This is a genomic window from Streptomyces sp. NPDC055506 (assembly GCF_053643595.1).
In genome coordinates, this window is the sequence record NZ_JBSHKH010000192.1 from 1 (window position 1) to 11,483 (window position 11,483).

The 11,483-nt window shown below is 69.4% G+C and carries 9 protein-coding genes; 4 read left to right on the forward strand and 5 right to left on the reverse strand.

From position 1 onward, the window contains the following. Positions 1 to 80: 80 nt before the first annotated feature. The 3 genes from pyk to pta form a co-directional block, all read right to left on the reverse strand. Entirely contained in the window at positions 81 to 1,508 is a 1,428-nt protein-coding gene (gene pyk / locus ACWIF2_RS38240; RefSeq protein ID WP_454365986.1) for a pyruvate kinase, read from the reverse strand. 74 nt (positions 1,509 to 1,582) lie between these two features. Beyond that, on the reverse strand, positions 1,583 to 2,797 hold the full coding sequence (locus ACWIF2_RS38245; protein WP_454365988.1) for an acetate kinase: 1,215 nt from the start codon (positions 2,795 to 2,797) through the stop codon (positions 1,583 to 1,585). Then, a complete protein-coding gene (gene pta / locus ACWIF2_RS38250) occupies positions 2,794 to 4,896 on the reverse strand; it encodes a phosphate acetyltransferase (RefSeq protein WP_454365990.1) in 2,103 nt (700 codons plus the stop codon). Before pta ends, ACWIF2_RS38245 begins: the two co-directional genes overlap by 4 nt. Positions 4,897 to 5,105: 209 nt before the next feature. Here pta and ACWIF2_RS38255 point away from each other — a divergent pair, with 209 nt between their 5' ends. Next, positions 5,106 to 6,131, forward strand: a complete 1,026-nt coding sequence (locus ACWIF2_RS38255; RefSeq protein ID WP_382497242.1) for an ATP-dependent 6-phosphofructokinase — start codon at positions 5,106 to 5,108, stop codon at positions 6,129 to 6,131. A gap of 49 nt (positions 6,132 to 6,180) precedes the next feature. Here the strand turns inward: ACWIF2_RS38255 and ACWIF2_RS38260 are convergent, their stop codons facing one another. Further along, entirely contained in the window at positions 6,181 to 6,921 is a 741-nt protein-coding gene (locus tag ACWIF2_RS38260; RefSeq protein ID WP_454365993.1) for a helix-turn-helix domain-containing protein, read from the reverse strand. A 178-nt stretch (positions 6,922 to 7,099) separates the two neighbouring features. On the opposite strand from ACWIF2_RS38260, the gene ACWIF2_RS38265 reads away from it, so the two are divergent. Then, complete coding sequence (locus ACWIF2_RS38265) at positions 7,100 to 7,558, forward strand: PPOX class F420-dependent oxidoreductase (RefSeq protein ID WP_382497238.1); 459 nt, start codon at positions 7,100 to 7,102, stop codon at positions 7,556 to 7,558. A 116-nt stretch (positions 7,559 to 7,674) separates the two neighbouring features. Here ACWIF2_RS38265 and ACWIF2_RS38270 read toward each other — a convergent pair whose 3' ends face one another. After that, positions 7,675 to 8,460: an IclR family transcriptional regulator gene (locus ACWIF2_RS38270; RefSeq protein WP_454365995.1), complete on the reverse strand. Its 786-nt coding sequence runs from the start codon at positions 8,458 to 8,460 to the stop codon at positions 7,675 to 7,677. A gap of 232 nt (positions 8,461 to 8,692) precedes the next feature. On the opposite strand from ACWIF2_RS38270, the gene ACWIF2_RS38275 reads away from it, so the two are divergent. Together ACWIF2_RS38275 and ACWIF2_RS38280 are read left to right on the forward strand one after the other, a co-directional pair. Continuing rightward, the gene (locus ACWIF2_RS38275; protein ID WP_454365997.1) at positions 8,693 to 10,030 is read left to right on the forward strand and encodes a gluconate:H+ symporter; all 1,338 of its coding nucleotides are present in this window, start codon (positions 8,693 to 8,695) and stop codon (positions 10,028 to 10,030) included. 95 nt (positions 10,031 to 10,125) lie between these two features. Beyond that, positions 10,126 to 11,397: an enolase C-terminal domain-like protein gene (locus ACWIF2_RS38280; protein WP_454365999.1), complete on the forward strand. Its 1,272-nt coding sequence runs from the start codon at positions 10,126 to 10,128 to the stop codon at positions 11,395 to 11,397. Positions 11,398 to 11,483: the final 86 nt, after the last annotated feature.

Below are 11,483 nucleotides of genomic sequence, written 5' to 3' on the forward strand. Positions count from 1 at the left end.
CGTCCTACGAGACGAGGGCGCCCCCTGGATCGCAGGGGGCGCCCTCTGTGCCGTTCAAGGGCCCTTACGGCCCGCCCGGGTCAGGACTTGGCTTCGCCCAGGTGGTGGACGCGGACCATGTTGGTGGTGCCGGGGACGCCGGGGGGCGAGCCGGCGGTGATGACCACGATGTCGCCGTCGTTGAAGCGGTTCAGCTTGACCAGTTCCTGCTCCACCAGGTCGACCATCTCGTCGGTGCTGTTCACGAACGGCACGACGTACGGCTCGACGCCCCAGCTGAGCGCCATCTGGTTGCGGGTGCCCTCGTCGGTGGTGAAGGCGATGATCGGCTGCTGGGCGCGGTAGCGGGACAGTCGGCGGGCGGTGTCGCCGGACTGGGTGAAGGCCACCAGGCCCCGGCCGCCGAGGAAGTCGGCGATCTCGCACGCGGCACGGGCCACCGAACCGCCCTGGGTGCGCGGCTTCTTGCCCGGGACGAGCGGCTGCAGGCCCTTGGACAGCAGCTCCTGCTCGGCCGCGGTGACGATCTTCGACATCGTCTTGACCGTCTCGATCGGGTACGCGCCGACCGAGGACTCCGCCGACAGCATGACGGCATCCGCGCCGTCCAGGATCGCGTTGGCCACGTCGGAGGCCTCGGCGCGGGTCGGACGGGAGTTGGTGATCATCGACTCCATCATCTGGGTCGCCACGATCACCGGCTTGGCGTTGCGACGGCACAGCTCGATCAGGCGCTTCTGCACCATGGGGACCTTCTCGAGCGGGTACTCGACGGCGAGGTCACCGCGGGCGACCATCACACCGTCGAACGCCATCACGACGTCCTCCATGTTCTGCACCGCCTGCGGCTTCTCCACCTTGGCGATGACGGGGACGCGGCGGCCCTCCTCGTCCATGACGCGGTGCACGTCGTGGACGTCCTTGGCGTCGCGGACGAAGGACAGCGCGACCAGGTCGCAGCCCATCCGGAGGGCGAAGCGGAGGTCCTCGATGTCCTTCTCGGAGAGCGCGGGCACGTTGACGGCCGCGCCGGGCAGGTTGATGCCCTTGTGGTCGGAGATGACGCCGCCCTCGATGACGATCGTCTTCACCCGGGAGCCCTCGACCTCGGTGACCTTCAGCTCGACGTTGCCGTCGTTGATGAGGATCGGGTCGCCCTTGCTGACATCGCCGGGCAGGCCCTTGTAGGTCGTCCCGCAGATCGTCTTGTCGCCCGGGACGTCCTCGGTGGTGATGGTGAACGCGTCACCGCGCACCAGCTCCACGGGACCTTCGGCGAAGGTCTCCAGACGGATCTTCGGGCCCTGGAGGTCGGCGAGGACACCGATGGCCCGGCCGGTCTCCTTGGCGGCGGCACGGACCCGGTCGTACCGGCCCTGGTGCTCGGCGTGCGAGCCGTGGCTGAAGTTGAAGCGGGCCACGTTCATGCCGGCTTCGATCAACGCGACAAGCTGCTCGTGGGAGTCGACCGCGGGGCCGAGAGTACAGACGATTTTCGAACGGCGCATGGGGGCGATCCTATCGGTTTGTTTCGCAACGGAATATTCCGTCTGGCGGAAAATACAAAAGGGCGGGATGCCGCTCAGGTGTGATTCCCCGAACCAATTACCAGCGCGTAGGTCTGTGTCGCGATCTCCAATTCCTCGTCAGTGGGCACCACCGCCACCGCCACCCGGGCGCCGTCGGGCGAGACCAGCCGCGCCTCGTCGCCGCGTACGGCGTTGCGCTCGCCGTCCACCACCAGGCCCAGCTCCTCCAGGCCCGCCAGGGCGGCCTCCCGTACGGGTGCCGCGTTCTCGCCGACACCGGCGGTGAAGGCGACCGCGTCCACCCGTCCGAGCACGGCGTAATAGGCGCCGATGTACTTCTTCAGGCGGTGAATGTAGATGTCGAACGCCAGCTCCGCCTGCTCGTCGCCCTCGTCGACGCGACGGCGGATCTCCCGCATGTCGTTGTCGCCGCACAGACCGATCAGACCGCTCTTCTTGTTGAGAAGAGTGTCGATCTCGTCCGCGGACATTCCACCAACACGCATCAAATGGAAGATGACGGCCGGGTCCATGTCTCCGGAGCGCGTACCCATCACGAGCCCCTCCAAAGGCGTCAGACCCATGGAGGTGTCCACGCACTTGCCGCCCCGCACGGCCGAGGCGGACGCCCCGTTGCCCAGGTGCAGCACGATCACGTTCGTCTCGGCGGGGTCCTTGCCCAGCAGTTCGGCGGTGGCCCGGGAGACGTAGGCGTGCGAGGTGCCGTGGAAGCCGTAGCGGCGGACGCGGTGCTCGTCGGCCGTCTTCACGTCGATCGCATAGCGGGCCGCCGACTCCGGCATCGTGGTGTGGAACGCCGTGTCGAAGACGGCGACCTGCGGCAGGTCGGGCCGCAGCGCCTGGGCCGTGCGGATGCCGGTGAGGTTGGCCGGGTTGTGCAGCGGGGCCACCGGGATGAGCCGCTCGATCTCGGCGAGCACGGCCTCGTCGACGACGGTCGGCTCGGTGAAGTGCTTCCCGCCGTGCACGACCCGGTGCCCGATCGCGGCCAGTTCGGGCGAGTCCAGACCCAGGCCGTCCTTGGCGAGTTCCTCGGCCACGGCCTTCAGCGCGGCGTCGTGGTCGGCGATCGCCCCGCCGCGCTCCCGGCTCTCACCGTCGGCCGGGGTGTGCTTGAGCCGGGAGGTCTGCTCGCCGATACGTTCGACCAGCCCCACCGCGAGCCGGCTGCTGTCGCCCATGTCGAGCAGCTGGTACTTCAGCGACGAGGAGCCGGAGTTGAGGACGAGGACACGGGAGGCGCTCACTGGGCGGTTGCCTTCTCACTCGGGGACGGGGCCGGGGACTGGGCCTGGACGGCCGTGATGGCGACGGTGTTGACGATGTCGGAGACCATGGCGCCCCGGGACAGGTCGTTGACCGGCTTGCGCAGACCCTGGAGCACCGGGCCGATGGCGATCGCGCCCGCCGAGCGCTGCACGGCCTTGTAGGTGTTGTTGCCGGTGTTCAAGTCGGGGAAGATCAGCACGCTGGCCTGCCCGGCGACCTCGGAGCCGGGCAGCTTGGTCGCCGCGACCGACGGCTCCACGGCGGCGTCGTACTGGATCGGGCCCTCGATCTTCAGGTCGGGGCGGCGGGAGCGGACCAGCTCGGTGGCCTCGCGGACCTTGTCCACGTCCGCGCCGGAGCCGGACGTGCCCGTGGAGTACGACAGCATCGCGATGCGCGGCTCCACGCCGAACCGCTCCGCCGTCGTCGCCGACTGCATGGCGATGTCCGCGAGCTGCTCGGCGTTCGGGTCGGGGTTGACCGCGCAGTCGCCGTAGACGAGGACCTTGTCGGCCAGGCACATGAAGAACACCGACGAGACGATGCCGGCGTCCGGCTTGGTCTTGATGATCTCGAAGGCCGGGCGGATGGTCGCGGCAGTGGAGTGCACCGAGCCGGAGACCATGCCGTCGGCGAGGCCCTCCTGGACCATCAGCGTGCCGAAGTAGTTCACATCGGAGACCACGTCGTACGCCAGCTCCACGGTGACGCCCCGGTGGGCGCGCAGGGCCGCGTACTTCTCGGCGAAGGCGTCGCGCAGATCCGATTCGGCCGGGTCGATCAGCTGGGACTCGCCGAGGTCGATGCCCAGGTCGGCGGCCTTCTTGCGGATCCGGTCGACCGGGCCGAGCAGGGTCAGCTCGCACACGCCCCGGCGCAGCAGCACCTCGGCGGCGTGCAGCACCCGCTCCTCGGTGCCCTCGGGCAGCACCACGCGGCGCAGGTCGGAGCGGGCCTGCTCCAGCAGCTTGTGCTCGAACATCATCGGGGTGACGCGGTCGCTGCTGGGCGCCGAGACCCGGCGCGTCAGCTCGCCGGTGTCGGTGAAACGCTCGAACAGGCCCAGTGCCCGCTCCGCCTTGCGCGGGGTGGCCGCGTTCAGCTTCCCCTCCAGGGAGAAGAGCTGCTCGGCGGTGGGGAAGCTGGTGCCGGCCACCGACAGCACCGGGGTGCCCGGCGCGAGGCGGTCGGCGAGGGTGAGGATGTCCGCGCTGGGCACCTCGTCCAATGTGAGCAGCACACCGGCTATCGGCGGGGTTCCGGCGCTGTGCGCGGCCAGCGCGCCGACGACCAGGTCGGCCCGGTCGCCCGGGGTGACGACGAGGCAGCCCGGGGTCAGGGCGCCCAGGAAGTTCGGCAGCATCGCACCGCCGAAGACGAAGCCGAGCACGTCCCGGGCGAGCCCCGAGTCGTCGCCCAGCACCACCTGGCCGCCGAGCGCGTGGCTGATCTGCGAGACGGTCGGGGCGGACAGCGCGGGCTCGTCGGGCAGGACGTAACAGGGCGCGGGGAGCCGGGAGTCGAGCCGGCGGGCGATCTCGTCGCGGTCCTCGCGGGCGACCCGGTTGGTGACCATGGCCAGGACGTCGCAGCCCAGGGTGTCGTAGGCCCGGTAGGCGTTGCGCGTCTCGGCGAGCACCGACTCGACGGACTGCTTGCGGCCTCCCACGACCGGGATCACGGACGCCCCGAACTCGTTCGCCAGCCGGGCATTGAGCGACAGCTCGTCCGGGAGCTGGGTGTCGGCGAAGTCGGTGCCGAGGACCAGGACCACGTCGTACTCGCGGGCCACCAGGTGGAACCGTTCGACGAGGGTGGACACCAGTTCGTCGGTGCCGGCCTCGGCCTGGAGGGCGGACGCCTCGTGGTAGTCCATGCCGTAGACGGTCGCCGCGTCCTGGGCGAGCCGGTAGCGGGCGCGCAGCAGCTCGAAGAGGCGGTCGGGTCCGTCGTGGACGAGGGGGCGGAAGACACCGACCCGGTCGACCTGTCGGGTGAGGAGCTCCATGACCCCCAGTTCGACGACCTGGCGGCCGTCGCCGCGGTCGATGCCGGTCACGTACACGCTGCGGGTCACGCGCGCTCTCCGTTTCGTCTCAGTCGGATGTCCGGGATGTCTCTGCGGGGCGTCGAAAAATCGCCCATCGAGGTGAGCGGAACCGCCTTGACAATACCTCCGCCGATGGATAAGGCGCCCGTCAGAGCCGGGTACCCCGCCGGGCTGGGGAGCGTGAAACAATCGGCAGAAGCTCACCGGTGTCCACAGCGAGCAGGAGACACAGCACGATGCGTATCGGAGTTCTCACCGCAGGCGGCGACTGCCCCGGCCTGAACGCCGTGATCCGGTCGGTCGTGCACCGGGCGGTCGACAACTACGGCGACGAGGTCATCGGCTTCGAGGACGGTTACTCGGGCCTGCTGGACGGTCGCTACCGCGCCCTCGACCTGAACGCGGTCAGCGGCATCCTGGCCCGCGGCGGCACGATCCTGGGATCGTCCAGGCTGGAGCGCGACCGGCTCCGTGAGGCCTGCGAGAACGCCTCCGACATGATCCACGAGTTCGGCATCGACGCGCTGATCCCGATCGGCGGCGAGGGCACGCTGACCGCCGCGCGCATGCTGAGTGACGCGGGCCTGCCCGTCGTGGGCGTCCCCAAGACGATCGACAACGACATCTCCTCCACGGACCGCACCTTCGGCTTCGACACGGCGGTGGGGGTCGCCACCGAGGCGATGGACCGTCTGAAGACGACCGCCGAGTCCCACCAGCGGGTGATGGTGGTGGAGGTCATGGGCCGGCACGCCGGGTGGATCGCGCTGGAGTCCGGCATGGCGGCGGGCGCGCACGGCATCTGCCTGCCGGAGCGTCCGTTCGATCCGGCCGATCTCGTCAAGATGGTCGAGGAGCGCTTCGCCCGCGGCAAGAAGTTCGCGGTCATCGCCGTCGCCGAGGGCGCCCACCCCGCGGACGGGACCATGGACTACGGCAAGGGCGCGATCGACAAGTTCGGCCACGAGCGCTTCCAGGGCATCGGCGCGGCACTCGCCCATGAGCTGGAGCGCCGGCTCGGCAAGGAGGCCAAGCCGGTCATTCTCGGCCACGTCCAGCGCGGCGGCTCACCGACCGCCTACGACCGGGTGCTCGCCACGCGGTTCGGCTGGCACGCGGTGGAGGCGGCGCACCAGGGCCGGTTCGGCCGGATGACCGCGCTGCGCGGGACGGACATCGTGATGGTGCCGCTCGCTGAGGCCGTGACCGAGCTGAAGACGGTGCCGAAGGACCGGATGGACGAGGCCGAGTCGGTGTTCTAGTCGTTCCAGACGTTTCGTTCCAGACGTTTCGGTCAGCGTTCTGGAGGTTCTAGGCAGGGCTCTCCTGGATTCTCGTCCAGAAGTGCTCGACGATCCGGTCGAGGAAGTCGCGGGCGGTGCCGCCCGCGTCGCCGCTGCCGCCGCCCCAGCTCAGGGTGGCGGCCATATGGCCCTGGTAGTCCTCGTGCAGTGCCCGCAGGGCGCCCTCCAGGAACGGCCGGTCCAGCGGTACGAGTTTGGCCACCGGACGCACATAGGCCTGCCAGCGGGTGCTGACCGCGCTGCGCAGCAGTTCGCCGAGCTTCGTGTTCCGGCCTGTGACGGTGACGAAGTCGCGCAGGCACAGGCCGAGGATGTCGGCGAGGGCGCCGGACTGGCGCTCCGTGCCGCGCCAGGTGTCGGTCTCCTCCATCCGCAGATACGCGTGGACCTCGTGTCCCACGGCCCGGGCCACGTCCTCCGGGGCGAGACAGCGGGCGATGCGGTGCTCGCGCAGGGTGCGGGGTCTGCCGATGAGTTCGCCGGGTGAGCACCACAGCACGCCTGCGAGAGCGGTGAGTTCCGAGTTGGAGGGGGCCGAGGCCCCGCGCTCCCAGTCGATGACGTGGTCCGGGGTGACGCGCGGGTGTCCGTACGAGACGCGCATGCCGTGGGCGACGTGCTCGGGCGTCATGCCGAGGGCCGCGCGCAGGCGGCGGGCGGCCGGGGCGTTGAAGGGCGGGGCGGTCGGGGCGGACTGGGGATGGGGGGTGGGGGTGGTCTGGCTCGGGCGGGCTGAAGGTCGGCGCACGCGCCACAAGCTAGGGGGACCGTGGTGCGCTGACTACGGTCTGTTCGGCCAGGATCACGGATTGTAGGAAGCTACGGCTACCGGCGGGTTCGGCCGGGGCCGAAGATCGGCTTGTCGCTCGGGACGGGTTGGGGGTAGGGATGACCCCGGAGCCGATGATCATGGGTCCGGAAAGGCAGTGACTGACGTGAACGGCAAGCTCAACGGGCATATTCGCGAGCGACTTCTCGCGCCGAACTTCTGGCATCTCGCGACGGTGGGGGCCGACGGGGCGCCTCAGGTGTCGCCCATGTGGGCGGACATCGAAGACGGGTTCGTCATGGTCAACACCTCGATCGGGCGGGTGAAGGAGGAGAATCTGCGGCGCAATCCGTACGTTTCGCTGTCCCATCACGACCCGGAGAACCCCTACGACCGGGCCGAGATCCGGGGGAAGGTCGTCCGCTTCGTGGAGGGCGAGGAGGCGGAGCGGGGCATGGACCGGCTGACGCGCAAGTACCTCGGGCAGGACCGGTATCCGTGGATGCTGCCCGGCGAGCGCCGGGTGATGCTGCTGATCGAGCCGACGCGGGTGCGGACGCTCGAAGGGGTGGAGCCGTTCCGGGCGGGGGTCCTGCCGGACGGGGCGACCGGCTGAGCGGGGTGTGTGCCTGAGTCCGGGTTCGGGCTTTGCGGAGAAGGTGCTGGTCACGATCGTGTGGCCGGCACCTGCTTTGTGGTGGGCTGTGGGCTGTGAGCCGTGGGCTGTGCGTGTTACCGCCAGTCCACGCCCGAGACCGGTGGCAGTTGTGACTCGATCTTCGCTCGGATCTTCTGCATCACGGACACGATCCGGGTCTCGTGCTCCGGGGTCAGCCGGGCCACCGGGACCGAGCAGCTGATCGCGTCGACCGCCGGTGTTCCGTAGCGCAGGGCGAAGCCGAAGCCGGCGATGCCCGGCACCGTCTCCTCGCGGTCGATGGAGTAGCCGCGCTCGCGCACCCGGGCCAGGTCGGCCAGCAGGGCGGCGCGTTCGGTGTGCGTGTTCTCCGTGAGGCCCGTCAACGGGCCTTTGCCCAGGGGCAGTTCGTTGTCTGCCCGCTCGGCGAGCAGTGCCTTGCCCAGCGCGCCGGCGTGGGCCGGGACGCGGCGGCCGACCCGGCTGATGGTGCGCAGATACTCGTGGGACTCGCGGGTGGCGAGGTAGACGACGTCCCGCCCGTCGAGCCGTGCCATGTGGATCGTCTCGCCGAGCGCGTCCGACGCCTCGTCCAGGTACGGCCGGACCACCCGGAGGCTGCGGTCCCCGTCGAGGTAGCCGGTGCCGGTGAGCAGCGCGCGGATCCCGATGCCGTAGAGGGAGCCGGTGGCGTCGGTGCGGACCCAGCCGGAGTCCACGAGCGTCTGGAGCAGCTGGTACATGCTGCTGCGCGGCACGTCCAGGTCCTCCGCGAGCTGGTCGAGGCGCGAGGGCTGTTCGCCCCGCTCCGCGAGCAGTTCCAGCAGCGCGACGGTTCTGGCCGCCGACTTCACGCCGCGGATGCCTCTGCTCTCCTGCATGGGCTCATCGTAGGTCCGCGTCGATCGTGCTCATCAATCTGTGATCGCCCGGGGCATTGACCCCTCCCGTTCACGCACTTAGCCTCCATCTGCATACGTGGACGCCATCTGCATACAGGGATGGGAGCCCTCCAGTCAGACCTCCCTCCAGTCAGACCTCCCTCCAGTCAGACCTCTCTCCAGTTCAGACCTCCCAAGTTCAGAGCTCCCACCAGTTCAAAGGGGAACTGCCTTGCCTCTGCTCGTCGTCGGGATCAGCGTCGTGATCCTGCTCCTCCTCATGACCAGGCTGAGAATGAACGGCTTCGCGGCGCTGCTGCTGGTCGCGGTCGGTGTCGCGCTCGTCCGGGGGATTCCCGTGGCGACCATCCCGGACGTCCTCTCCGAGGGCATCGGGGACCAGATCGGCGACACCATGCTGACCATCGGACTCGGTGCCATGGTCGGCCGGGTGATGGGGGACTCGGGCGCCGCACAGCGCATAGCCGGCAGGCTCCTCGACGCCTTCGGCCCGCGGTGGGTCCAGGTGGCCATGGTGGTCACGTCCATGCTCATCGGCGTGACCATGTTCTACGAGGTCGCGTTCGTCATCATCGTGCCCATCGCGTTCACGCTGGTCAGGGTCACCGGCGCGAAGCTGCTGTGGGTCGGGCTGCCGATGTCCATCGCCCTGTCCACCATGCACAGCTTCCTGCCGCCGCACCCCGGCCCCACCGCCGTCGCCGCGACCTTCCACGCCTCCGTCGGACTGACGCTGTTCTACGGCCTGTTCATCGCCGTACCCGCCGGGGCGCTCATCGCCCTGGCCTGGCCGCGTCTTCCGTTCGTCGCCCGGATGACGCCCAGCATTCCCAAGGGGCTGGTGAGCGAGCGCGAGTTCAGTGAGGAGGAGATGCCGGGGCTCGGGTGGTCGCTGTTCGTGGCGCTGTTCCCCGTGGTGCTGATCGTGGCCGCGGCTGTGACTGATATGGCCGTCTCGGGTGACAGTCCTTTCCTGCACGTCGTCGCCTTCATCGGGTCGGCGCCGATCGCCCTGTTGCTGACCCTGTGCCTGGCGATCTGGGTGTTCGGGCCGCGGATCGGGCGGAGCCTGAGCGACGTCGGGGCATCCTGTGCGTCTGCGGCCCAGGCGATGGCGATGATCCTGCTCGTGATCGGCGCGGGCGGGGCGTTCAAGAACGTCCTGGTGGAAGGCGGTATCTCCGACTACATCAAGGACGTGACCGACGGCTGGTCCGTCTCGCCGATCGTCCTCGCCTGGCTCGTGGCCGTCATCCTCCGCATCGCGCTCGGCTCGGCCACGGTCGCCGTCGTCACGGCCTCCGGTGTCGCGCTGCCGCTGCTGGCGGGGGGCGGGGTTCACCCGGAGGTGATGGTGCTCGCCGTGGCGTGTGGATCCATCGCCTTCTCGCATGTGAACGACCCCGGGTTCTGGCTGTTCAAGGAGTACTTCAACCTGTCCGTCGTCGAGGCGATCAAGGTGCGTACGTCCTATACGACGGTGCTCGCGGTGCTCGGGCTGGGGGGTGTGCTGGTGCTTGAGTGGGCGCTGGACGCTTCCGGGGTTTAGGTCAACTCGTATATTTGGGAAGGGACTTGATTGTGATCAGTAGTCAGCCGACCGTTACCGGGTTCGCCGTCTACCCCGTCGCCGGGCGGGACAGCATGGAGCTGAACCTCTCCGGTGCGCACGGGCCGTACTTCACCCGCAACGTCGTCGTGCTCACCGATTCCGAGGGGCGTACGGGGCTGGGGGAGGTGCCCGGCGGGGAGAAGATCACGCGGACGCTGCGGGATGCCGAGTCGCTCGTCGTCGGGGCCAAGGTGGGGGACTACCAGCGGGTGCTGCGGGAGATCGGGGAGCGGTTCGCCGACCGTGACGCCGGTGGGCGGGGAGCGCAGACGTTCGATCTGCGGACCACGGTTCATTCGGTGACCGCGGTGGAGTCGGCGCTGCTCGATCTGCTCGGGCAGCATCTCGATGTGCCCGTCGCCGCGCTGCTGGGGGACGGGCAGCAGCGGTCCTCTGTGCGGGTGCTGGGCTATCTCTTCTACGTGGGTGATCCGGACCGGACGGATCTGGAGTATGTCCGGGAGCCGGACTCGGATGTGGAGTGGTACCGGGTGCGGCACGAGGAGGCGTTGTCGCCGGAGGCGATCGTGCGGCAGGCGGAGGCGGCGTACGACCTGTACGGGTTCCGGGACTTCAAGCTCAAGGGGGGTGTGCTGGAGGGGGCGGAGGAGGTCGCGGCGGTGCGGGCGTTGAAGGCGCGGTTTCCCGAGGCGCGGGTGACCCTGGATCCGAACGGGGCGTGGTCGTTGCGGGAGGCGGTGGAGCTGTGCCGGCCGTTGGTGGGAACGTTGGCGTATGCCGAGGATCCGTGTGGGGCGGAGGGGGGTTACTCGGGGCGGGAGGTTCTCGCGGAGTTCCGTCGTGCGACAGGATTGCCTACGGCGACGAACATGATCGCTACGGACTGGCGGCAGCTGGCGCATGCGTTGGCTCTTCAGTCGGTGTCGATTCCGTTGGCCGATCCGCACTTCTGGACGATGCGGGGGTCTGTGCGGGTGGCGCAGTTGTGCAACGCGATGGGGTTGACGTGGGGGTGCCACTCGAACAACCACTTCGACATCTCGCTGGCGATGGTGACGCACTGTGGGGCGGCGGCTCCGGGGGAGTACAACGCGCTCGACACGCACTGGATCTGGCAGGAGGGGCTGGAGCGGCTCACCGTTACTCCGCCGCGCGTTGTGGGTGGGGAGGTCGCGGTTCCGGATGCTGGGGGGCTGGGGGTGCGGGTTGATATGGACCGGCTTCTCGCGGCGCACGAGCTGTATCGGGAGAAGGGGCTGGGGGCGCGGGACGATGCGGTGGGGATGCGGTATCTGGTTCCGGGGTGGGAGTTCGACGGTAAGCGGCCGTGTCTGGTGCGGTGAGGGGCGGTGCCTGCGGCGGCCTGCGGGGCTTTGGTGGGGGTGCGCGTAGCGCCTATCGCCGGGTGGTGGGTCGGGGCCGCGCCGGG